The organism is Martinezella paranaensis (assembly GCF_014200235.1).
GTDB classification, from domain to species: domain Bacteria; phylum Pseudomonadota; class Alphaproteobacteria; order Rhizobiales; family Rhizobiaceae; genus Rhizobium; species Rhizobium paranaense.
Genome location: NZ_JACHBI010000002.1, coordinates 577564 through 600327, shown reverse-complemented (window position 1 = coordinate 600327; position 22764 = coordinate 577564). Strand labels below are relative to the sequence as shown.

General features: G+C 58.9%; 19 protein-coding genes. 10 read left to right on the top strand and 9 right to left on the bottom strand.

Features of this window, described 5'->3' with window-relative positions:
- Positions 1-464 precede the first annotated feature (464 nt).
- The 5 genes from GGD50_RS08845 (at position 465) to GGD50_RS08825 (ending at position 5086) form a co-directional block, all read left to right on the top strand.
- Entirely contained in the window at positions 465-1241 is a 777-nt protein-coding gene (locus GGD50_RS08845; protein ID WP_245407510.1) for a hypothetical protein, read from the top strand.
- A 187-nt stretch (positions 1242-1428) separates the two neighbouring features.
- Positions 1429-2622 carry a patatin-like phospholipase family protein gene (locus GGD50_RS08840; RefSeq protein WP_245407509.1) on the top strand — a complete coding sequence of 398 codons (1194 nt, stop codon included), beginning with the start codon at positions 1429-1431 and terminating at the stop codon, positions 2620-2622.
- 315 nt (positions 2623-2937) lie between these two features.
- A complete protein-coding gene (locus GGD50_RS08835; protein WP_107109392.1) occupies positions 2938-3744 on the top strand; it encodes a hypothetical protein in 807 nt (268 codons plus the stop codon).
- A gap of 221 nt (positions 3745-3965) precedes the next feature.
- Positions 3966-4754, top strand: coding sequence for a DUF2092 domain-containing protein (locus GGD50_RS08830; protein WP_107109391.1), 789 nt, complete (start codon positions 3966-3968; stop codon positions 4752-4754).
- Positions 4751-5086 carry a hypothetical protein gene (locus tag GGD50_RS08825; RefSeq protein ID WP_107109390.1) on the top strand — a complete coding sequence of 112 codons (336 nt, stop codon included), beginning with the start codon at positions 4751-4753 and terminating at the stop codon, positions 5084-5086. Before GGD50_RS08830 ends, GGD50_RS08825 begins: the two co-directional genes overlap by 4 nt.
- Before the next feature lie 61 nt (positions 5087-5147).
- Here the strand turns inward: GGD50_RS08825 and GGD50_RS08820 are convergent, their stop codons facing one another.
- The 4 genes from GGD50_RS08820 to GGD50_RS08805 form a co-directional block, all read right to left on the bottom strand.
- Positions 5148-8306, bottom strand: coding sequence for an efflux RND transporter permease subunit (locus GGD50_RS08820; RefSeq protein ID WP_107109389.1), 3159 nt, complete (start codon positions 8304-8306; stop codon positions 5148-5150).
- A gap of 40 nt (positions 8307-8346) precedes the next feature.
- On the bottom strand, positions 8347-9624 hold the full coding sequence (locus tag GGD50_RS08815) for an efflux RND transporter periplasmic adaptor subunit (protein ID WP_107109388.1): 1278 nt from the start codon (positions 9622-9624) through the stop codon (positions 8347-8349).
- 170 nt (positions 9625-9794) lie between these two features.
- Complete coding sequence (locus tag GGD50_RS08810; RefSeq protein WP_107109387.1) at positions 9795-10355, bottom strand: DedA family protein; 561 nt, start codon at positions 10353-10355, stop codon at positions 9795-9797.
- Positions 10356-10387: 32 nt separating this feature from the next.
- A complete protein-coding gene (locus GGD50_RS08805) occupies positions 10388-11518 on the bottom strand; it encodes a calcium:cation antiporter (protein WP_107109486.1) in 1131 nt (376 codons plus the stop codon).
- A gap of 959 nt (positions 11519-12477) precedes the next feature.
- On the opposite strand from GGD50_RS08805, the gene GGD50_RS08800 reads away from it, so the two are divergent.
- Positions 12478-13518, top strand: a complete 1041-nt coding sequence (locus tag GGD50_RS08800) for an MBL fold metallo-hydrolase (RefSeq protein WP_107109485.1) — start codon at positions 12478-12480, stop codon at positions 13516-13518.
- A gap of 43 nt (positions 13519-13561) precedes the next feature.
- Here GGD50_RS08800 and GGD50_RS08795 read toward each other — a convergent pair whose 3' ends face one another.
- Together GGD50_RS08795 and GGD50_RS08790 are read right to left on the bottom strand one after the other, a co-directional pair.
- Entirely contained in the window at positions 13562-14452 is an 891-nt protein-coding gene (locus tag GGD50_RS08795) for an amino acid ABC transporter substrate-binding protein (RefSeq protein WP_107109386.1), read from the bottom strand.
- A 120-nt stretch (positions 14453-14572) separates the two neighbouring features.
- Positions 14573-15433, bottom strand: a complete 861-nt coding sequence (locus GGD50_RS08790) for a haloalkane dehalogenase (RefSeq protein ID WP_107109385.1) — start codon at positions 15431-15433, stop codon at positions 14573-14575.
- 76 nt (positions 15434-15509) lie between these two features.
- Here GGD50_RS08790 and GGD50_RS08785 point away from each other — a divergent pair, with 76 nt between their 5' ends.
- Positions 15510-15998 (top strand): MarR family winged helix-turn-helix transcriptional regulator, encoded by a 489-nt coding sequence (locus GGD50_RS08785; protein WP_107109384.1) that lies wholly within the window; start codon positions 15510-15512, stop codon positions 15996-15998.
- 150 nt (positions 15999-16148) lie between these two features.
- Positions 16149-16835, top strand: a complete 687-nt coding sequence (locus GGD50_RS08780; RefSeq protein ID WP_107109383.1) for an isochorismatase family protein — start codon at positions 16149-16151, stop codon at positions 16833-16835.
- Between the two features lie 36 nt (positions 16836-16871).
- On the opposite strand, the gene GGD50_RS08775 is transcribed toward GGD50_RS08780, so the two are convergent.
- Positions 16872-17603, bottom strand: a complete 732-nt coding sequence (locus GGD50_RS08775; protein ID WP_107109382.1) for a dienelactone hydrolase family protein — start codon at positions 17601-17603, stop codon at positions 16872-16874.
- A 212-nt stretch (positions 17604-17815) separates the two neighbouring features.
- Here GGD50_RS08775 and GGD50_RS08770 point away from each other — a divergent pair, with 212 nt between their 5' ends.
- Positions 17816-19345 (top strand): S10 family peptidase, encoded by a 1530-nt coding sequence (locus GGD50_RS08770; RefSeq protein WP_107109381.1) that lies wholly within the window; start codon positions 17816-17818, stop codon positions 19343-19345.
- On the opposite strand, the gene GGD50_RS08765 is transcribed toward GGD50_RS08770, so the two are convergent.
- Both GGD50_RS08765 and GGD50_RS08760 read right to left on the bottom strand, forming a co-directional pair.
- Positions 19346-20860, bottom strand: coding sequence for a mechanosensitive ion channel family protein (locus GGD50_RS08765; protein ID WP_107109380.1), 1515 nt, complete (start codon positions 20858-20860; stop codon positions 19346-19348).
- 71 nt (positions 20861-20931) lie between these two features.
- Positions 20932-21657, bottom strand: a complete 726-nt coding sequence (locus GGD50_RS08760) for a FadR/GntR family transcriptional regulator (RefSeq protein WP_107109379.1) — start codon at positions 21655-21657, stop codon at positions 20932-20934.
- A gap of 132 nt (positions 21658-21789) precedes the next feature.
- On the opposite strand from GGD50_RS08760, the gene GGD50_RS08755 reads away from it, so the two are divergent.
- Entirely contained in the window at positions 21790-22740 is a 951-nt protein-coding gene (locus GGD50_RS08755) for an aldose 1-epimerase (RefSeq protein WP_331371032.1), read from the top strand.
- Positions 22741-22764 lie beyond the last annotated feature (24 nt).

Sequence of the window (22764 nt, the reverse complement as noted above, 5' to 3'; positions counted from 1 at the left end):
CCCCGCAACCAATCCAGCTTCCTTCCACACAACAAAGCCGCCAAAGATCACACACAAAGCCCCACACGGGGCTTTCTGCGTTTTTAGGATGCCGTCGCGGCGACGATATCAAATGGCCCTCGCCAACATAAAGACGCGCCCGCAGCACAGACACCCAGCGTCCAATGGCGCCGCTCCGAACAGGCACAAGTAACGGTCAGCGCCGCAGCCCGGCGTTACCGCATCCAGCCGAACCATCGTCCGACACACAGATCTAGCAACAACATTTCTCACAAATGTCATTGCGAGGAAACATTCAGACATTCTCGACTGCCGGCAATCATCTAAACATCGAGGCTCCATTCAGAGCGGGGACCGCTCAATCGCTTTAGTCAATTCTGACGGACAAAAACATTTATTGCGGAGCCTGATTGCCGATGTTTTTCCCAAATCTGTGGCGGCGAGAACAGCTAAGGCATGTTGTCGTGACGACCTTTCACGAAAAGGGTTATCGCGACTATGGGAAAAGATGCATTGAGACCTTTCTCAAGCATTGGCCCGAGGACATTACGCTCTTGGTCTATGCTGAGGATGTTGATGTCGAAGAGAAGGATTGCAGGCTTCAGATCTTGGATCATAGTGAAGCTCTCCCGCGGCTGCTCGAATTCCGCCAGGCGTTTGCCGACAATCCGCTAGCCAACGGAATTTGTTTATCCGGGTCCAGTCTGCAACGTGATTATCGGTGGGATGCCGTCCGCTTTTCCAACAAGGTCTTCGCCGTCACCGATGCGATCCGGCGATACCGGAAGACGGTTGATCAGTTGATATGGCTGGATGCCGATACGGTCACCCATAGGGACGTTCCGCGAAGCCTAGTCGACAGAATTGCGCCGAGAGGGGAGCAGCTTGCCGCCTACCTTAATCGTCGGATTTACCCCGAATGCGGATGGGTGGGGTACAATTTGCACCATCGGGAAATATTGACCTTCGCGGACCGTTTCGAACGCATCTACTCGTCCGGCTATTTTCTGGCGATGAAAGAAAGCCACGACAGCTTTGTCTTCTGGAAGATCGCCCAGCAAATGGAGCAGGACAAGGAAGCAAGGTTTAAGCTGCTGGGTTCGAACCGCGCAAAATCTCATGTTTTCATCAACAGCGTCCTGGGTGGCTACATGGATCACCTGAAGGGTGACAGGAAAGCGGCGGGCAAAAGTCACAAGAGCGATTTGACACGGCGAAGGCGGGAAGACTGGTGGCGGTAATCAACCGCTTCCAAGAACGCCAAAGACGCTTCGTCTCATGAAATTGAACTGCCAAAACAGTTAGATCGCCTGATCTCGTCATTTTACGAACGACTGAACCACTGCTCTGTCGCTGCGGTAGGGCCGCCTCTGCAGCCATCAATCCGGGCTGTCGAACGATCCTGCAAATTAACTCGGAGAACCGGAGTTGCCCGTCCTCAAAGGAAATTGTCGTAACATATTCCTTTCGGTGATGATGGCGTCCCTGTTCTTATCGAGCTGTGTTGCAACCACGCGCCCGCAATATGACCAGGTGCAATCGACCCTTGCCGAGATACCGGGATTCCCGAACGTCAGGTCCTATCTTGATCAGGATACCAAGTCGCTTGAGGATGCGTTTGATCTGCAGCCGGCTGCGGCGCAGCGAAACTATCTGATGATTTCCGGCGGTGGCGCTGCGGGGGCTTTCAGCGCTGGTGTGCTATCGGCCTGGACGAAAAAGGGATCGCGACCGGAATTCGATGTCGTCAGCGGCGTCAGCACAGGTGCGCTTATTGCGCCCTTCGCATATCTCGGCTCATCCTATGACGACCTGCTGAAAGACCTGTACACCAGCGGCGTGGCCAAGAGCCTTGTCGACCGGAGATTGTTTCCAAACAAAATGCTCAGCGAAAGCCTTCTCAGAGGAGAGGTGCTTCGCAACATGATACGACGCTACGTTACAGCGGATATCCTGCAGCAGGTTGCGAAGGAACATATGAAGGGCAGGCGGCTATTTGTGCTGACCTCGAATTTGGATTCCCAGCGCGCAGTGATCTGGAATATGGGCGCCATTGCGGCCAGCCATCAGCCGGGTGCGCTCCAGCTCTTCCAAGATGTGCTCATCGCATCGGCAAGCATTCCAGGCGTCTATCCGGCCGTCTTGATAAAAGTGCATGCAAATGGTCACGACTTCCAGGAGCTCCATTCGGACGGAGGCTCCTCGTCGCAGATTCTTACATTGCCGTACGCGGTCCTTGCGTCGGCAAACCATCCGCCTCGGCAGAAGCGAGATCAATTCAACCTATATGTCATCGTCAATAACGCTCTGATCCCCGAATTTTCGAATACGAACGGCAGCACCTTGAATGTGATGGCAAGGGCATATTCCACCTTGGTCAAGGCGCAGGAACGAGATTCTCTAATGGCCCTGTACGGCTATACTCGTCGGACTGAAGCCAACCTCCATGTGGCGTCGATAGATTGCCAGCTTCCCTACGATATGACCGATCCGTTCAACGAACCCTATATGCGTTCAGTGTTCGATCTCGGCACACGGGAAATGTTGTCGGACGCCTTATGGAAAGACGAGCCCTTGTTTACGGTCGCTGCATCTCCACACGCTGGTCGCTGTTCACAGTAACGTCTGAGCTAGTCCCCGAGGCAGACACATCTGGCCGCGCTATATGGATTGCCTATCAAATTTGTTGGTGCAGGCGCAGGCAGGGAGAATGCTATAGATTTTGAAATTCCCATTGAGTGAGTGATTACCGCCAAAGGACTATACGTTGCTAGACTACCTCTTCGCGAATATCTCTGGTATGGTAACTCAGGAGTAGTCGCGATGCCTCTGCATATCGGCCGCACGTAGCTTCCATTTCATCCTTTTTTCGATCTCGTTACTTCGGCTGACAGGTTTTGCGATAAGCGCGAAAGTTTTTCTTTTGTGGGGGAGACAATGGGGAAATCTGCGTCTTTTCTGGCGGCCGCCCCGTGTGGACGGCAATACGCTCTGTCGGCATATACGATGCTTTGCGCCTTGCTATGGGTGTTCTGCCTTTCTGCCGGCGTCGCTCATGCGCAACAACCGACCGATGCGCAGCGCAGTGCTATCAAATCGGCATGCCGTTCCGATTTCATAGCACAATGTTCAGGCGTGACGCCGGGCGGCAAGGAAGCGCTGACCTGCCTGCAACAGCATAGCGCGACGCTTTCTCCCGCCTGCCGTAGCGCCGTATCGGCTTTGGACGGGACCAAAAAGAAGTCCAGTGCTGCTACGCCCGCCGAAACGCCGGCAACGGCGCCGGCGCAATCCAGTGCGGCCGCCGCTGGTACGCCAGCGGCCCAGCCGACACAGGCGCAGCGCAATGCGGTGAAATCGGCCTGCCGGTCTGATTTCATGGCGCAGTGCTCGGGTGTGACGCCGGGCGGTTCCCAGGCGCTTGCCTGCCTACAGCAGCACAGTGCAACTCTTTCCCCATCTTGTCAGCAGGCAGTTGCGGCTCTGGGAGGCGCTTCGGCGCCCGCGGGTGCTGCACAGGCGCCGGCAGGGGGTGGCGCGGCGGCGATGCCCGGTGCGCGTGCAGGGATGCCATCTTTCTCACCGCGCGAAGAATTAATCGTCCTGCATCGGACGTGCGGGCCGGACTTCCGCGCTTTTTGCCGCTCCGTGCCGCTCGGCGGGGGCAGGGGTATTGCCTGCCTGCGGAACAATATGCAGCGGCTGTCTCCCGTATGCCAGAGGGTGTTGACCAGCGGGTTATAGAGTGTCGCTTCTCTCCGAGTGTCCCGCTTCAGGCGAATTCACCTTCAAGCGGATAGGATTTTTGTGCGTTCAAAGGAACGCGTGTAGCTCCAACGTCGCGGTCCACGGTCTTCAGAAATCGCAGACCGACATTTCATGGGAACTTGAGCGATACGGGCCTGCCGAGACTGGCAGCCTGCACATTCGATGGATCAACGATGACCCAAACGAAAGGTGTTGCCATGTCATCGATTTCGTACCTTCAGAAATTCAAACGACTGCTGATTTTAAGTTCTTTCGGCCTCTGCTGCGCCTTGCCCACGGCGGCATGGGCGGATGACGCCAAGGATCTTCTGAAAGCCATGTCCGACTATCTGGCGGCGCAGAGGACGATGTCATTTCATTATCAATCCTCGCTCGAGGCAGTGACGCCGGATTTTGAGAAGCTGCAGTTCGTCAGTTCCGGCACTGCCAGCCTGACGCGTCCCGACAAGCTCAGGATCACGAGGACCGGCGGGTTTGCCGATGTGGATGTAAGCTTCGATGGTTCGACACTGACTGTGCATGGCAAGAATCTCGATGCTTATGCCAAGATCGATGCCAAGGGGTCGGTGGACGACCTGCTTGACCGGCTGGTGGGTGCCGGTGTCGAGGCGCCGGGCGCGGACTTGCTGTCAACGGATGTCTACGGTCTGCTGATGTCGGATGTGACCGTCGCCAAACATATTTCCAGCGCCTTCGTCGACGGTGTCGAGTGTGAATATCTCACCTTCCGGACGCCTGAAATCGACTGGCAGATCTGGATACAAACCGGAGAAATACCGATACCGCGGCGCTACGTCATCACCAGCAAGCACGTCGCCCAAGCACCGCAATACACGTTGGAGATCAGCGACTTCAAGAGCGGCTCCGATGTGGCTGCCGTTTCCTACAACATCGATATTCCGACCAGCGCGAAGAAGGTCGATCTCAGCGAACTCCAGTCGCTCGATGAGCTTCCTGCGCCTGCCGATGCGGGAGAAAGCAAATGAGATTTCCAAGATTATTGCTCACTGCGGGCTTGGCGGGCGCTTTCCTTTTCGCCGATGTCAATGTCGAGCCGGGCGCATTGATGCCGCTGTCGTTAGATTTCGCCACACCCGCCGGCGCCGTCATCGGCCGGCCCTTGACCCCGCTTTCCTATGCCGGTGTCGCCCGCAGAACGACGCGCCGCGTTATCGTGGGAACGCCGTCGACCACCGTCATTGCGGTATTGCCGCCGGGCTGCGTTTATGGAGCCTATTATGGCGGCTATTACTACCGTTGCGGATCTGGCTATTATGCCAAGAGCGGCGGCGCCTATGTTCGAGTGGTCGTGCCGTAGAGCGTGGCGCATAGCGCTGGCTGATCGGATAGTTACATCCGCATCCAGACAGCATCTGCCCTCAGTCCGCGGCTTGCGAAACCGGCTGCGTGACTGTTCGGCGTTTCCTATGTTCTTCGATACGCTGCAACACGACATAAAACGAGGGAACGAAAAGCACGGCAAGACAGGTCGAGGCGATCATGCCGCTGAAGACGGATATGCCGATCGACTTGCGGGCGGATGCGCCGGCGCCTGTCGCAAGTACCAGCGGCACGACACCGAGGATAAAAGCGAAGGATGTCATCAGGATCGGCCGGAAGCGCAAGCGTGCCGCCTCGACCGCCGCATCCAGAATTTCCATGCCTTGTTCGCGTTTCTCCCGCGCATATTCGACGATGAGAATAGCGTTTTTCGAGGCAAGTGCGATCAGCAGGATGAGGCCGATCTGCGTGTAGAGGTTATTGGCGACGCCGGCAGCGCTCAAAGCTGCCACCGTCCCAAGCAGGGCGAGCGGCACCGCCAGCAGCACCGCCAATGGCAGGATCCAGCTTTCATATTGGCCGGCGAGCACGAAATAGACGAGAAGCATGGCAAGGGCGAAGATGAAATAGATCTGACCGCCGACAGCCTTTTCCTGATAGGACAGGGCAGTCCATTCGAAGCCAGATCCGGGCGACAGCGTGCGGTCGGCGATCTGTTCCATGACATCGAGCGCCTGTCCGGAACTGAAGCCTTTGGCGGCTCCGCCGACGATCGTGGCGGTCGGATAGAGGTTATAGAGGCTGATGAGGGATGGGCCTTGCATGCTGGTGACATCTATCACCGTGCCGAGCGGCACCATGGTGCCGTCGCCGGCCCTGACCTTCAGGTTGCGGATATCGTCGGGGCGAACACGAAAATCGGGAGATGCCTGCACATAGACCTGGAAGGTGCGCCCGAATTTGTTGAATTGCGTCACGTAGCTTGATCCCACGTAACCCGAAAGCGCTGAGAAGACTTGTCCGACGGTCACGCCGAGCGTCTCCGCCTTGATGCGATCGACGGTAACGGAGAGCTGTGGAACATCAGCCCGGAAGGATGTGCTCAGCCGCTGCAGCGCCGACTGCGCATTGCCGTTCTTGACGATGGTATCGGCCAGACCCTGCAGCAGTGGAAAGTCGAAATTGCCGTTCCGGATCTCGACTTGCATGGTGAAGCCATTGGCATTGCCGATGCCCTGGATCGGCGGGGGCACGACCACCAGCGTCTTTGCCGTCAATATATTCTGCAGGGCGCCGTTCAGATGTTCGTAGATCGACAGCAGGTCCTGTCCCTTTTCCTTGCCGCGGATACCCCAATCCTTGAGGATGACATAGGCGACGCCGGCATTCGGCAGGCTCGCGCTGTTGTCGAGAATGGAAATGCCGCTGATGGTCAGCACCTGGTCGACGCCGGGCGTCTGTTGCGCAATCTTGCCGACCTGTTCCATGACTGCATCGGTGCGCTCCTTCGAGGCGCCGTCGGGAAGCTGGGCGTTGATCAGCACGTAGCCTTGATCCTCGACCGGCAGGAAGGCGGTCGGCAGGCGCGTGAGCCCCCACACGGCAACGCCAATCAGCGCCAAGGCAACGAGGACGGCAATGCCGCTATGATGAACCATGCCGCTGATTAGCCTGGCATAGGCATGTTCTGCCCGATCGTAGACCCTGTTGAAGCCGCGGTAGAAAAAGTTGCGCCTCTCGGGCGGCACAGGCGGGCGCAGCCAGAGTGCGCATTGCGTCGGCTTGAGCGTCATTGCATTGATGGCGCTGATGAAAGCGGTCGCGGCAATGACGAGTGCGAATTGCTTGTAAAGCTGGCCCGTCAGACCGGGGAGGAAGGCGGCTGGAATGAACACCGCCATCAGGACGAGTGTGATGCCGATAACGGGGCCGAACAGCTCGTCCATCGCTTTTTCGGCGGCCAGTCTGCCCGGCATTCCTCCCTCGATATGGCGGGTGACACCCTCCACGATGACGATGGCGTCGTCGACGACGATGCCGATGACAAGAACAATGGCAAACAGCGTCGAGAGGTTGACGGTGAAGCCGAGCGCCGCCATTGCCGCAAAGGCGCCGATGATCGTCACCGGAACGGTTGTCGCCGGCACGAGCATTGCGCGCCAATCCTGAAGAAAGACGAGGATGACGACGAGCACTAGGATGCCGGCTTCCACCAGCGTTATGTAAACTTCGTCGATCGAGGCCGTCACGAACTTGGTCGTGTCGAACGGAACTTGATAGGTAAGGCCTGGCGGGAAGCTCTTCGAGAGCTCTGCCATCTTGGCGGCGACGCTTTTCGCGACGGCAATGGCGTTTGCTTCCGGTAATTGGAAAATGCCGATGCCGGCTGCAGGGTGCCCGTTCTGCATGAAGGACTGGCTGTAAGTCTGGGCGCCGAGCTCGACGCGACCGATGTCGCGAATGCGCGTGATGCGTCCGCCATTCTGCTGGTCGACCTTGACGATGATATTCTCATAATCGATGGCGTCGTTCAGGCGCCCGCTGACGTTGAGCGTATATTGGAAATCCTGGCCGGGCGGCACGGGCGGTATGCCCACCTGACCGGCCGTCACTTCCTGGCTCTGTTGTTGCACGACGTTGATGATGTCCTGCGGCGTCAGGCCGCGCGCTTGCAGGAGGTCCGGGTTCATCCAGATGCGCATGGCATATTGGCCGGCGCCAAACACCGAGACATTGCCGACGCCGGGCAGGCGGGCCAGCTCGTTCTGCAGGTTGATCACGGCGTAGTTGGACAGGAAAAGGCTGTCATACCGGCTGTCCGGCGAGGTGAGGCTGACGAATTCGAGAATGGACGTCGATTTCTTCTGTGTCGTGACGCCCTGTAGCTGAACGGCTTGCGGCAGCGAAGGCATGGCTATGGCGACACGGTTCTGCACGAGGACCTGCGCCTGGTCGGCGTTCGTGCCGATTGCGAAGGTCACTATCAGGGAATAGGTGCCGTCGCTGGCGCTCGTCGACTGCATGTACAGCATATTCTGCACGCCGTTGACCTGTTGTTCGATCGGCAGTGCCACCGTATCGATGAGGGTCTTCGCGCTCGCGCCGGGATAACGCGTTGTCACCTGTACCGTCGGCGGGACGACATTTGGATATTGCGCGACCGGCAATTGGAAGAGCGCGACCGCGCCGATGAGGACGAAGACAAGCGCCAGAACGTTCGCGAGCACCGGCCGCTCGATGAAGAAGCGCGAAATCATGCTGTCCTCCTCGGATATTGGCGTGAGAACGAAAGCGAGTTCATGGCGTGTCGGACTTGGCCGTATCAGACTTTGTTGCGTCAGATTGGGTTGTGTCGGCCTTCTGCGCATCGGGCTTGGGCACATCGATTGCGAGCGCGCCATTGTTCGACGTGCTTGCTGCTGCGACCGCGTCCAGTGCGACTTTCTCCGGTGCGACCTTGTTGCCGGGGATGGCCTGTTGAATGCCTTCCGTCACCACCCAATCACCGGCGTCAAGCCCGGATTCGATGACGCACAGAGGCCCTTCGCGCTGGCCGGTCTTCACCAGCTTCTGCTCGACGGCGTCATCTTTTCCGACGACCAGCACGTAGCTGCCCTGCTGGTTGGTGCCGATTGCATCGTCCCGCACCAGCAGCGCCTTGTCGTCGTGCCCGACGGGAACGCGCACACGTACGAAAAGACCCGGGAGAAGGGCGCGTTCCTTGTTGTCGACGATGCCTCTCACGGACAGAGTGCCGGTGGAGGAATCGACCTGCGGCGCGGCATAATCGAGGTGACCCTTGAAGGGATAACCGGTCTCACTCTGCAGGCCGATTTCAAAGGGAATGGTCGGAAGGTCGGTTTGCCTGAAGGTGTGACCTTCTTTTGCCATGGCCTGCTTGATCATCAGCACCTGCGGCTCGCTGACGTTGAAGTTCACGTAGAGCGGGTCGGTTTGGACGATGGTCGCGAGCTTGGTCGGGCCGGACACGCCGACGAGCGCGCCGACATCGACGAGATGGGCGGTTACGATGCCATCAAAGGGTGCCAGCACCTTCGTATATCCGAGATTGATCACCGCAAGATCGAGACTCGCCTGGGCATTGAGGATGGTTGCGTTTGCCTGATCAAGCGTCGCCTTGGCGCTGTCGAGGGCCGTCTGCGTCGTGACGCTCTGCTTGCTGAGATTGAGCTGCCGCTGGTATTCCTGATTGGCACCGACCTGCGAGGCCTGGGCAGAGGCAAGGGTTGCTTGCGCCTGATCGACCTGGGCTTGGTAGGTATTGCGCTGAAGGCCGAAGAGCTGGGTATCCTTTGTCACCGGCATGCCATCCCGATAGTCGATCGACTCGACGAAGCCCTGGACGCGCGCTTCGATATCGACGGAATTGATTGCCGCGGTATTGCCCGTCAGTTCGAAATATCGGGTGACGGTCTGCTGCAATGGAAGCGCTACGCGCACCTTCGGCGGCGGCGGGGCAACATATGTATTGTTACTGCCGTCGCATGCTTGAAGGGAAATCGTGCTGAGAAGCACGACGCAAAATTGTAGACCTTGAGAAAATCCTCCACGCATTCCTGACACCCCCCATACTTGCGAGTTCCAGTCTTCATGCGCACCTCGCCGGCGGCCAAAAGGCGCCGATGGATCAAGGTATGTGACACTATGAAGCGGCATTGCTGAAAATTGCAATAGCCCCTTGATCTGCAATTCGTATGAGCTTCACCGGTGAAGGCCGACGCTGATTATGCAGGCCGGCGGCTCTTTCGGAATGTCATCATGATAAGAAGCAGGACGACAATGATCCCGGCGGCAATCAGGACGTGGTGGTGAAGCGGCAGATGGCCGAACGTCTGCTCGATGCCCTGTCCGAAGAGATAGCCTATTCCAGTGAAGAGCGATGCCCACACCAAGGCTGCGACGGCGTTGATCATGACGAATTTTATCGCTGAAACGCCGGACATTCCGATGGCGATGGGACTGATCGCTCTCAAACCATAGATGAACCGGAAGGAAAAGATGAAGCCGGTGGGATGGCGCTCCAGAAGATGCGTGACGCGTGCGAATGCCGGTTTCGCGATGATTTTCTGGACGCGCGGATAGTGCCGGGCATAGCGGCCGATGAAGAAGAGCGTCTGGTCCGCGATAAAGGAACCGGCGCAGGCGGCCCCGGCAGCGTCCCAATAGGTCATGAGGTGGCGATGCGAAAACACACCGCCCAGGATCACCATGGTCTCCCCTTCGATGGCGGCTCCCAGGAAAATTGCCAGCAGGCCATATCTTGCGATCAGAAGCTCGATGGTCATGTGGGTGGCCCTGGACCAGGATGATGTCAACCTTACTGCTGAAAGATGAGCAGCACGTAAGACAGGAAAAGGACGAGGTGAACGGCACCCTGCATGACATGGGTCCGGCCGCTGGAGAAGGTGATGATGCTGACGGCAAGCGTCAGGATGAGCATAACGAGATCGCCGCCTTCAAGTCCCAATGTCACGGGATGCGCATAGAGATGACTGACGGCGAGCATGGCTGGGACGGTTATCCCGATCGTCGAGAGGACCGAACCCAGGAAGATATTGATCGAACGCTGCAAGTGGTTGGCGGCGGCGGCGCGCACGGCGCTGATGGCTTCCGGTGTGGCGACCAGCACGGCCATGACGACACCTCCGAAGGCGACAGGGGCGCGCAAGGTTTCAATCACGTAATCGATCGGCTTGGCGAGTTCTTCGACCAGGAAGACCACCGGCCCCATATAAGCGAACAGCATAACGGTATGATACCATATCGCCTTGCGGCCGGGACGGACGGCTCGTTTGACGGGTGCTTCGCCCTCCTCGGCAAAAAAATGGTGATGACGGCCCGCCTGAAGCATCAGGAATATGCTGTAGAGGCCGACTGACATGATTCCGAGCACCACCTGTCTCGGCGTGGAAGGATGCGGGCCTCCGGTGCCGTATAGAAAACTTGGCAAGATCAGGCTTAGCGTCGCCAGAGGCACGATAAGGCCGAGATAGGCGTTGGCGCCCTGCAGATTGTGGGACTGCTCCGGTCGGCGCCAGCCGCCGAACAGCAGCGATAATCCCACCATGCCGTTGAGGATGATCATGATCACCGCAAAAAGCGTATCGCGGGCAAGGGTAGGATTGTTCTCGCCGTGGATCATGACGGCGGAAATGGCCATCACTTCGATCGAAGTAATAGCGAGCGTCAGGATCAATGTGCCGTAAGGCTCCCCAAGTCGTTCCGCGAGGTGGTCGGCATGGCGGACAACCGAAAGCGCGGAACCAAGCACGGCGGCAAAAAGCCCGAAGAAAGTTATTGCGAGCCAAACCGGGTCCGACAATTGCCGAAACAGGTCATCTTCGGAGCTGATGATCACCAGGCAGGTCAGAATGCTGATCGCCAGAAACCATTCCTCGCGGAAAATACGGGTCAGCCCGCGCGGACGGAATGCCAGACTGTCCGTCATCGGAATGACGGCTCTGCGGAAAATTGTAGCTGCGAAGCGATAGTCGATGCCATCATGTCCCCCCAACCCACGTTGCCGGATGCCTACAAACAGCGTGAAGCGTATCGCCTGAGTTCAAAATTCTACACGTCTTTGCCGCTTTCTGCGAGATCGGCCATTGATCCGCCGATCAAGGCGCGTGCCGGCAACTGCATCGCGGTAGATCATGCCCCTTGATGTGGCGGTTGTCTTCTCCGCAAAAAGGGCGAAGAGCGGCGTGATGTCCCGCCCGTAGGACTCGAGGATTGCCACAGCTTTTTCATGCGCACCGTACCGCATTGGTCGGAACTGACCTCGTGCGGTTCGAATAGTCCTGATTTATTACCGCCGCTCCCTTCTCATATCTGAGGGAGCTTTCCCCCCTTGCCCCGCCTCATCCGATTGGCGGGGCTTTTTCATTGGGCGGCACACAATGCTTTCATCTACATGTCAGATGATAGTGTAATATCGCTCTATGCTGTCACATAGGCGATAAATTTAGGTAAATTTATTTAGCTATTGACGATATTTGATTATCGTTTAACTTCAATTCGTTGGATATTTGACGCCCGCCTGTCACCGCTTAGCAGGTGGGCGCTTTTTTGTTTTATGGGCGCGCGAAAGTATTATGATATTATCATGATAATTCTTGAAGCACCTCTCTATCCCCGCCAAAGTGGCGGGGTTTTCTTTGCCGATCGTTGCAATTCGGTCATGCCGGCAGATTCGATGACGACTGTTTTTGCCACCTCATTCAAAGTCCTGCTCGGCTTCCCTTAAGTTAAGCGCGTTCCTGCAAGAGAAAATCCAAGCATCAGTGCAACGCTTTCTCCGGGAAGATTTCCGTCATCGTTTGTCGTTGCCTAAATTACTAAAACGGACAATAACTATACCAAGGAAAAGATTTGATCCTGGGCAAGACTTGCGCAAGGGAGCCGCAGATGATCTTTCGCCAGCTCTTCGACAGTGTATCCGGCACCTACACTTACCTCATCGCCAGCCGGCGGGGCGGCGAGGCGCTCATCATCGATCCCGTGCTCGAGAAAGTCGATCGCTATCTGCAGCTCGTGCATGAGCTTGACCTCAAGCTGGTCAAGGCCGTGGATACGCATTTGCATGCCGACCATATCACCGGATTGGGTGCGCTGCGCGACCGCACCCATTGCATAACAGTGATGGGTGAGCAGACCCTTGCCGATGTCGTTTCCATGCGCGTGGCGGAAGGCGATCGGGTCTCTATCGAAGGTTTGAGCCTCGACGTGCTCTATACGCCGGGCCACACCGACGATTCCTATTCCTTCCTGATGGGCGGCCGTGTGTTCACGGGCGATACGCTCCTCATTCGCGGCACCGGCCGCACCGATTTCCAGAACGGCAATCCGCTTCAGCAGTACGATTCGATCTTCAACAAGCTTCTGAAATTGCCGGACGAGACGCTGGTCTATCCGGCCCATGACTATAAAGGCGATACCGTTTCAACCATCGGCGAGGAGAAGATGTTCAATCCACGCCTCAAGGTTCGGTCGGCCGACGAGTATGCCGACCTCATGAACAATCTGAAACTTCCCAACCCGAAGATGATGGATGTGGCTGTGCCGGCCAATGTGCATGTCGGCTTTCATCAGGATGAGATCGCGCGCAAAGGCTGGGCCGTCTCGGCGGCCGAGGCACTGGCGTTGCGCGGCCGTCCGGATATCGCGATCGTCGATCTGCGGGAGAGGGGCGAGCGCGAAAAGCACGGAACGATCCCAGGCTCGCTGCACGCACCCTATCCGGATTTGCTGGAAAACCTCAGCGACGGCGGCATGCTGCATGAGTTGGCAGCGGCCACTGGCAAGCGGATCGTGTTCTATTGCGCCTTCGGCGAGCGCTCGGCGATGGCCGTACAAGCGGCCCAGGACGCTGGCCTGACAACCGCCTGCCACATCGAGGGCGGCATCGCCGCCTGGAAAAAAGCGAATGGACCGGTGGCCACGCTGTAGGTGAGCACCATGGAGGTGCTTGCCGTTCAGACGACGGCTGGCCCTATTGCGGAACGGACTGCATCAATATTTCGCTACGCAGAATAGGCGCCTCGTCTCCGAAATAGGTCTTCAGCAATTTCGGAAAATCATCGGATTGATAGAATGCGGTGAGCGCCTGGTCGACGAGAAGGCGGAAAGCGGAATCGTCGCGCCGTAATGCGATGCCATAGGGTTCATGCGTGAACAGGCGGTTGCCGATCGCGAGGGCCGAAGGATTGCGCGCATGAGCGGCGAGGCTGATCAGAAGGATCCGGTCGGCGAAATAGGCGTCGATCCGATGGTCTTCGAGGGCTTTGAGCCCGTCCTGATGCGTCGCGAAATCGGCGACCCGGGTCTTCGGTACATCGGGACCGAGCGCTTCTCGTAGCGTCGCGCCGGTGGTCGTGTCGGAGCGGACGCCGATGGTGCTCGCTGAGGGGGATCGCGCGTCGACCGCACGAACGGGGCGCTTGTCGAGGAAGAGTATCTGCAAATATTCGGGCGAATCCTTGCGCAGCAGCGCGCTCGCACCAGTCAGGAAGATCGGCTGGGAGAAATCGACGCTTTCGCGCCTAGCGAGATTGATTGTAGTGGCGCCGCAGAGAAGGTCGATCTGGCCGTTTTTCACCGCGTTGAAGCCGTCGGCAAGTGTGGTTTCGACATATTCCCGCTTGGCGTCGGGAACATTGCGGCCGATTTCATCGGCGATCTTGCCGCAGAGATCGATGGCGTATCCCGTGGGGCTGCCGTCCTTTTTCTGGAAAGAGAACGGTGCCTCGTCGGCAATATAACCGATCCTCACGGCTCCCTTCTGAGCGATAAGGTCGAGCGCTTGCGCAGCGGCGGCTATGTATGCCGAGACGCAAAGGATGAGGCCTGCCAGAACCGGTCGTCTCATGCATTTCGCCAGCATGATCTTCATCTCCGAAAGAATGTGGGATCACAAGCGCTTAGGCGGAGATTATGGTCTGGGTGTCATTTGTCAACGATGGATTGTTTTTGAAAAGTTTCGCCGCAAGCGAGAGCGGATCTCCTAGCGTAGTTGGTGGCGATCCACCCATCGGGAAATGGCGGTGGCAATTGCCTGGGGTTGATCCTCTGGCGCGACATGGCGGGCCGGGCCGCAATTTTCGATATCCAGATTGGCGACGTTCGCTTGGCACCAGGCCGTCATCTTCTCCCCAATCAATAGGGTTTCTGCCGGGCCGTCGAAGGTTAGAAGCAGTTTCGGGACATCCGCGCTCGCCGCCAGCCAGGCGTCATAGGCTTCGATCCGGGTGACCACATCGGCGGGTTCGCCTTCGATCGGCATTGCGCGCGGCCATTCCAATAGCGGTCGCCGGCTTTCGCGGGTTGGGTAGGGGGCGCGATAGATAGCATGATCCTCGTCGCTCAATCCATTGAGGACGGTAGCCGGCAGCGCCTGCTCGATGAAGAAATTCTCGTCAAGAACCTTGGCCTCGCCGGTGGCCGGCGAGCGCAGCGCCTCATAACGCGGTCGCGCGTTCGGCAGGTTGTCCCAGGTCAGCGGTCGCATGATGGTTTCCATGAACGCGATGCCGCGCACCCGGTGGGGATTGCGGGCTGCCCAGTCGAAGGCCAACGCGCCACCCCAGTCGTGGCCAACCAGCACGACGCCGGTAAGTTCAAGTACGTCGAACCAGGCGTCGAGATAGCGGGCGTGATCGGCGAAGCGGTAGGGGATATCCGGTTTGCCCGAGCGGCCCATGCCAATGAGATCGGGCGCGAGACGGCGTGCGGGTGCCCCGATGTTCGGAGAGACATGTCGCCAGAGATGGGAGGAGGTGGGATTGCCGTGGAGAAAGACGAAGGGTGTTCCAGTCCCTGCATCCTCACAGAAGATCGTTGAATCCAGCACATTGATGGAGGGCATATGGGGTATCCTCTCTTCAGCGGAAATGGTAAGGTGCCTGTCTATCTATCATAATAGTCAGGAGCCTGTCTACATCATGGAAAAATGCGCTCCCTCTCATCCGCCCCTCGGCTTATTACTGCGCCTCATGCATCAGCATTGGACACAGGCTGTCGAAGCGGCGCTGGAAGAAGCCGGGTTCGGCGATATTCGTCCATCGCATGCCAACGTCTTTACCTTTGCCCGCCCAGAGGGCATTCAGGTCAGCGAACTCACCAAGCTCGCCCATGTGCGCAAGCAGACGATGACGCAGGCGGTCGAGGAACTCGAACGGTTGGGCTATGTCGAGCGCCGCCCAGACCCCAACGACCGACGCGGGCGGCTGGTGTTCCTCACCGAACGCGGTAAGGGCGTGCGGCCGATCGCCATGGCGACCGGTCGTCTGGTTGACGAACGCTGGGCGGAAATTGCCGGCTCGGAAGAGATCGAACAGATCAAGAATGCTTTACAAAGATTGCTCGGCAAGCTGCAGCGCGGCGACACCACGATCGGGCCTGGAGAACATGGGGAACAGGCCGGCTCCTAAGTCGGTCGTCCGCATCAAGTTCCCGCCTTCGGATGTTCCGTCCGACAACGCCGGGATCACGAAGAGTTTCGTTATCAATCTCCGAGGTTTGACCTATCTAGGTTGCAGCGTCGGGCCAACGGAACCTATGGAGTTCAGAAGAGCGATTTCATGAGACATATCGGTAGTATGGTGCAAAAGGCAGCCTTCGCTTTCGGCATTGGCTTCATTGCTTTGAGCGTGGCCATCGGCCCCTTCGGCACAACGCCGGCTTCCGCCCAGACCATCATCGACGATTGGCAGAAGGTGAAGCCGCCGGCGGCGCCGGAATTGAAGCCGGTGACAGTCGATCCCAAGACGACGGCGTTGCTGATCCTCGATTTTAACGGCGCGCAGAACCCGGCCAAGGGGCCGTGCAACAAGAACACCAAACCGCGTTGCCTCGCCTCCGTGCCGAAGGTCAAGACGCTGCTCGATGAGGCCCGTAGCAAGGACGTGCTCGTGGTCTATAGCCTCGCCGGTGCGGGCGAACCCCAGGACATCGCCACGGATCTTGCGCCGCTGGCAAGCGATCCGATCGTCAAGTCTGGTCCCGACAAGTTCATCGGCACCAATCTCCGCAACATACTCGCCGATAAGGGCATCAAGACCGTGATCGTCACCGGCACGGCGTCCGAAGGCGCAGTTCTTGATACGGCAACCGATGCGGCGCTGAACGGGATGAACATCATCCTTCCCGTCGACGGTATGTCGTCCACCGAGCTCTACGGCGAGCAATATGTCGCCTGGCACATGGTCAATGCGCCAGGCGTTTCACAGAAGACGACGCTGACCAAGATCGACATGATCAAGTTCTGACAGCCGCCTTCCTCTCTTGGGAAAAGGGAGCTGACATCAAGCCAGCGTCTCTTGGAAGTGATTCAACAGGCGCTTCCAGTGCCGTTCGGCGCCGGTCTTGTCATAGACGCCGTGGTCGGGAACGGTCCAGCCATGGGCCATGCCGACATAGTTCTCGATCAGATGGTCCACACCGCCTGTGCGGAGCGCTTCGGCGAGGCGAGCGGATTGCTCTGGCGGGAAGCTGTTGTCGACGCCGGCAACGCCGATATAGACGCGGCCCTTGATATCGGCGGCCAGGCGATGCGGGCTATCTGCCGCGTCGCTGGCAAGATTGCCGCCGTGGAAGGTAGCGGCGGCGGCGATGCGGTCGGAATAGGCGGCGGCTGCCGTCAGTGCGCGGGCGCCGCCCATGCAATAGCCGACGGTGCCGACCGGTCCGGTGGCGCCGGCTGCTGTCAGCGCGTCGAGGAAGGCGGCACTGTCGCGCTTGGTCATCTCCTGCGACGTGCCGCGCAGCATCGCCATGATCACTTCGCGGGAGGCCGGATCACCGAAGGCCGTACCGTCGAACGGGCCATAGGCGCCGAAGCGATAGAACAGATCGGGCAGCAGCACGATATAGCCGCCATCGGCCAGCCGCTGCGCCATGTCGTAGAGCGCTGGGCGCGGACCCATGGCATCCATATAGAAGATGATGCCGCGCTCGGCGGAGGCGCCGTTGTCGGGGCGGAAGATGGCGGCTTTCGCCACACCATCGGCGGCGTTGATTTCAATATCGTGTTTCATCATCAAATTCCTTGCGGTCTGGTTTGAATGTTCGTTTCCCCGAGGCGGCACTTTGGCAAATGGCCTGATGGCGCTCAATGGCCTTTTGCTTTCAAAGGGATGCGGCAGGCGGATCGACGATCAACATCTCTTGAGTTTCCGCCTTCGCTGTCGGTGGAATAGTATCCGAAGCGACGGCGTCGATACGCGGGGCCGATGGAGGATGCGTTCCCATGTCTTTTCGCCAGTTCGTTCCGAGCCTTGCGCTGGTCTTTTCTCTCGTCTCGACGCTCGCCCTTGCCGCGCCGCCGGAACAGGGGCACTCCGGCGGAGGAGGTGGTGGCGGCGTTCTCTCCTTGTTGCCATCGGATGCGGTTAGCGATCATGTGCTGAATGCCGATGGTAAAAGCATTCCCTATACGGCGACGGCGGGAACGCTGGATCTCTTCGGCCAGGATGGCGAACGCACGGCAGCAATCTTCTATACCGCCTATGTCGCCAAGAATCGGGATGCCGGCAGGCCGATCACCTTCGTCTTCAATGGCGGCCCGGGCGCCGCCTCGGCCTTTCTCAGTCTTGGATTGGTCGGACCGCGCATTCTCGATTTCGGCCCCAGCGGGCGCGACGGTGCCAATGCCAAACTGGTCGACAATCCCCATAGCTGGCTGAATTTCACCGACCTTGTCCTGATTGATCCGGTCGGCACCGGCTGGAGCCGAACGGTCAAGCAGGATGATGCCAATGAGTTCTACAATATGCGCGGAGATGCCGAGAGCCTTGCGAAGGCGATCGCGCTTTATATCGCCCACAACGGACGCGCCGCCTCGCCGAAATATATTCTCGGTGAAAGTTATGGCGGGCTGCGCGCGGCGAAAGTCGCCACCAGCCTGCGGCAGGATCAGGGCATCCTGATTTCCGGTATCGTCATGCTGTCGCCGCTGATTGAAGGGCGGCTCGTCTTCGGAGCGAACGACTTAGCGCTTGGCGCGGCGCTCGAACTGCCGTCGCTTGCGGCCGCCGAACTGGAGCGGAAAAATGCCTTCAGCGAGCAGGCGGTCGAAGACGCCCAGAAATTTGCTCTGCACGAATATCTTCCAACGCTCGCAGGTCCGCCCCCGACCGGCGATGCGGGGCGCACTTTTTACGATCACGTTGCCAAGCTGACCGGCATTCCCGAAGATATCGTGGCCAAGAACCAGGGCTTTCTCAGCGGGGTGTATCAGAAACATTCCGATGGTGACGGCGCCGATATCGTCAGCTCCTACGACGCTTCGTTCCTGGCGCCGGACCCTTATCCGGAATCGGAAGCCGGCCGCAGTGATGATCCCGTCCTCGACGGCTTCGTTCGGGCCTATGGCGGTGCCTTTTCGAGCTATGCGCGTGACGAACTCGGCTTTCATACCGACATGACCTACAATCTGCTGTCGAGTTCGGTGAACGAGCATTGGAACTGGGGCGGCCGTAACGGCGGTTCGCGCCTCCATGCAAGCGCGACGGATGACATCAAGGAGATGCTGACCCTCGTTCCGTCTTTCCGGCTGCTGGTGGCGCAGGGCTATAGCGACCTCATCACACCCTTCAGCGTCAACAAATATGTGCTCGATCATATGCCGCCGGCCTTTGCCGACCGCGTGGCGTTGAAGCTCTATCGCGGCGGGCACATGTTCTACACGCGGCCGACATCGCGCGAACAATTCACCGCAGACGCCAGAACATTCTTCACGGCGCCGCCTGTGACGATACCTCCGACGCAGTCCAACTAACTAATCGTGTTGTAGCTGAAACAGATGCTTGATGCGCGAGGTCAGCGTACCGATCGGTGCGCCGTTGACCAACATGTCGCTGCTGCTGAAGAGATGGCGTTCGGCTTCGATGCGCTTCGACATGATCGTCCCTAGCTCTTCGGCGATGGAAGGACGGTCGTGCAGCAGAGGCGATAGGCAATCCTCGCCGATCTCGTAGGTCACCACGAAGGTCAGCGCGCGGATCGTGCCGACTTCGCCGGACCCCATCAGCAGGCCGCCTTCGCCGAAATAGTCGCCGGGAGCGAGCCGCGTCAATTCGATCTGCCGCTGCGCCTCTCGGCGGGTGACGCTGACAACGCCCGAACGCACGATGGTCAGCGCGCGCAGCAGCGAATCCTGTTCGGCGATGACGGAATCCTTGTGATAGGTGCGGCGCTGCATACGCGACGCCAGATGCTCCTTCTCATCCTCGGTGAGCGAGGAGAACAGCGGAATATTGTTGAGCAGCCGCCACGGCGTCCCGGGATGCTGGGCGGCATTGGCCGCCTCGGCCTGAGATTCCGACGGCATGGTGATCGCGTCGGGTGGGCCCGCGAGCTTCAACCCGCCTGCTTTGGAATGACGATAGATGAGGTCGTTGATCTCATTCTTGGCGGCCGTCATCTGCGATATGTCACGGATGCGGAAATTGAGCTGCAATTCGACAGCCTGCCCGTCGATCGAATTGATCATCACGCTGGGCTCGGGCGTCTTCTGGATCGTGTTGCAACTGATCAGCACGTTGCGCATGACATCGGCGATGACCTTCGGCTGCGTGGTCGGCTGGAGGCGGACGGTGATGGTGACGCCGTGGCTTTCGTCCGGGCTTGAGAGATTGGTGATCCGGCTTTTGGCAAGGGCGCTGTTCGGGATGACGACGAGGTCGTTGGTGCCGCTCAGCAGATGCGTGGCCCGCCAGTTGGTCTCGACGACGCGGCCCTGGACGTCATTGTCGAGCACCACCCAATCGCCCACGGAATAGGGCCTGCCGAGATTGAGCGCGATGCCGGAGAAGACGTCGCTAAGGGTGCTCTGCAGCGCAAGACCGAGAATGATGGCGAAGACGCCCGAGGTCGCGATCAGCGTTCCCACCGGTACGCTGAAGACATCGGCGACCACGGAGAGTGCCGCGCCGAGATAGATCACGCCAACGACCAGATCCTGCAGCAGCCTTGCTTCGCGTGGCTTGCGCTCAAAGATCAGGAACAGGCGCACGAAGGCGACCAGCACCCAGGCGCCGTTGATCCACCAGACGATCTTGGCAAAGCCCGTGAAGACCCGCAACGTCACCGTGTCCTGCGGCTGCGGCGGGGTCGGCTCGTAGGGAATGATGCCATGATAGAGCAGAAGCGCGGTCAGGCTGATGAAAAATGCAATCTGTCCGATCAACCGTCCGGCGCGCCGGTGGCGGAGCAGGTAGCGGCTGATGAATGTGCCGATGACCACCAAGATGCAGAACTGGACGATCGGATCGGCGAGAAGCGCAATGGACATGAGGACTTGGCCGCGTTCAGTCTTTCGGGTGGCCGGTAAATTGGCATGAACTTGGCCGCAATACCATACGGCTAACTCCGGGCTTTCCTTAACGCATACGAAATCTCCTCGCGGGCAACGCCGATCAGGCGCTCCATGGCGCTGCGGGCCTCGTCCGGGCGGCGCATGCGGATGGCTTCCAATACGTCCTGATGCATGGCGATCGCCTGTTCATGCGACGGGCTGGCACGGTTGGTCAGGCGGAAGCTGGCGAGCAGTGCTGCGCGGATGGCGGTGGCGAATTGCAGATAGACCCAATTGCCGCTGGCGCGGATGATCGCGGTGTGAAATTCGAGATCGGCCCGGCTCCAGGCCTCGCTGTCGCGGGCATTGGCCTCCACCATCTCCTCGAAGGCTTTCGATATGCGGAATAGGTGGTGAGCATCGGCGTTGGCGGCGGCTTGGGCAGCGGCGGCGGGTTCCAGCAATTGACGGGCCTCGATCAGCGAGGCGTGAAAACGCTCGTCATTGCCGAGCCGCAGGGTGGCGTCGAGCACGAGCGGATCGAGATAGTTCCAGTTTTCCCGCGGCAGCACGGTGGTGCCGGCGCGGGTACGCGAGCGGATCATGCCGAGGGCCGCCAGATATTGCATGGCTTCGCGCAGGCTCGTGCGGCTGACACCGAATTGCTCGGTCAGCTCCGTCTCGTTCGGCAGCGTCGATCCTTCCGCCATTTCGCCAGAGATGATCTTGTCGATGAAGCGCTGCAGCAGCGCTTCGCGCACGCTGCGCTTGCCGCCCTCCGAAAGCCCGGGCATTGCCGCAGTCAATTTTCCCCTTGTTTTGCCGCCGCTCACGCCGCCTCTCCGGTTGTTCCCTACGCGATCACCAAGCACGGCGATCCCAACGCGGACTCTATATAAATACTACCTATGTTGACAATAAATATGATGAAAACTACCGTCCCTGCCGAGTTCACCCATGCACATGGAGGACAAGGGCTGGAGATGACGGTGGTGGAGCTCACGGGCAGCAGCTTGACCGCACGGCTTTCCACACGCGGCGGCATCGTGCTGGGCCTCTGGTGGGAGAGAAACGGCATGCGTCTGCCATTGCTGCGTGAAGCGCGATCCGATGACGCAGATGCGCTCTCCTCCGCTTGCTATCCGCTCGTTCCCTTCGGCAACAGGGTGATGGGCAATCGCTTCACTTTCCGCGGCAAGGACTATGTCCTCAAGCCCAATACGGACTGGGATTCTCACTATCTGCATGGCGAAGGCTGGCAATCCGAATGGGCTGTTCTCAGCCGAAGCGGCAGCGAGGTAGAATTCGGCTTTTCGCATGAAGGTGATGGCACGCCCTACGTCTATGAGGTGCGGCAACGCTTCGCCATTCGTGACGATCGCTTCGACATGCATCTTCACGTCAGAAATCTTGGAGCGGAGGCGCTTCCTTTCGGCCTGGGTTGGCATCCCTACTTCCCAATGACACCTGCCACGACCCTCAAGGCGCCGGCGCGGCGGTTCTGGACGGAAGTGGAGGGCTGGTTGCCGGGAGAGGCGGCGGATATTCCCGGCGACCTCGATTTCGCAACAGCGCGCGGATTGCCGCATCGCTGGGTCAATAACGGTTTCGAAGGATGGAACGGTGTCGCGGAGATCGCCTGGCCCGAGCATGATGCGCGGCTGCATCTGACGGCGGACCGGCGGCTCAAGCACTATTTCATTTTCATTTCGGATGCCGGCTTCGATCCGGGTTTCCAGCGCGACTATTTCTGTTTCGAACCGATGTCGCATCTCGCAAACGGCCAGAACCTGCCGGACCTCGGCGATCTCACCGTGCTGGAGCCGGGCGAGGCGATGACGGCTGGCCTGCAATTGCGCCCGGAAACGATCGCCTAGCGGTTTTCAGTTCAAGAAAGGGAC

Bases quoted from the DNA above. Each gene is read 5' to 3' on its own strand.
- GGD50_RS08760 (WP_107109379.1), bottom strand. From the start codon at position 21,657: ATGCCCGGGCTTTCGGAGGGCGGCAAGCGCAGCGTGCGCGAAGCGCTG.
- GGD50_RS08755 (WP_331371032.1), top strand. From the start codon at position 21,790: ATGAAAACTACCGTCCCTGCCGAGTTCACCCATGCACATGGAGGACAA.
- GGD50_RS08770 (WP_107109381.1), top strand. From the start codon at position 17,816: ATGTCTTTTCGCCAGTTCGTTCCGAGCCTTGCGCTGGTCTTTTCTCTC.
- GGD50_RS08790 (WP_107109385.1), bottom strand. From the start codon at position 15,433: ATGCCCTCCATCAATGTGCTGGATTCAACGATCTTCTGTGAGGATGCA.
- GGD50_RS08830 (WP_107109391.1), top strand. From the start codon at position 3,966: ATGTCATCGATTTCGTACCTTCAGAAATTCAAACGACTGCTGATTTTA.
- GGD50_RS08825 (WP_107109390.1), top strand. From the start codon at position 4,751: ATGAGATTTCCAAGATTATTGCTCACTGCGGGCTTGGCGGGCGCTTTC.
- GGD50_RS08780 (WP_107109383.1), top strand. From the start codon at position 16,149: ATGAGACATATCGGTAGTATGGTGCAAAAGGCAGCCTTCGCTTTCGGC.
- GGD50_RS08835 (WP_107109392.1), top strand. From the start codon at position 2,938: ATGGGGAAATCTGCGTCTTTTCTGGCGGCCGCCCCGTGTGGACGGCAA.
- GGD50_RS08765 (WP_107109380.1), bottom strand. From the start codon at position 20,860: ATGTCCATTGCGCTTCTCGCCGATCCGATCGTCCAGTTCTGCATCTTG.
- GGD50_RS08810 (WP_107109387.1), bottom strand. From the start codon at position 10,355: ATGACCATCGAGCTTCTGATCGCAAGATATGGCCTGCTGGCAATTTTC.
- GGD50_RS08775 (WP_107109382.1), bottom strand. From the start codon at position 17,603: ATGAAACACGATATTGAAATCAACGCCGCCGATGGTGTGGCGAAAGCC.
- GGD50_RS08815 (WP_107109388.1), bottom strand. From the start codon at position 9,624: ATGCGTGGAGGATTTTCTCAAGGTCTACAATTTTGCGTCGTGCTTCTC.
- GGD50_RS08820 (WP_107109389.1), bottom strand. From the start codon at position 8,306: ATGATTTCGCGCTTCTTCATCGAGCGGCCGGTGCTCGCGAACGTTCTG.
- GGD50_RS08785 (WP_107109384.1), top strand. From the start codon at position 15,510: ATGGAAAAATGCGCTCCCTCTCATCCGCCCCTCGGCTTATTACTGCGC.
- GGD50_RS08805 (WP_107109486.1), bottom strand. From the start codon at position 11,518: ATGACGGACAGTCTGGCATTCCGTCCGCGCGGGCTGACCCGTATTTTC.
- GGD50_RS08795 (WP_107109386.1), bottom strand. From the start codon at position 14,452: ATGCTGGCGAAATGCATGAGACGACCGGTTCTGGCAGGCCTCATCCTT.
- GGD50_RS08800 (WP_107109485.1), top strand. From the start codon at position 12,478: ATGATCTTTCGCCAGCTCTTCGACAGTGTATCCGGCACCTACACTTAC.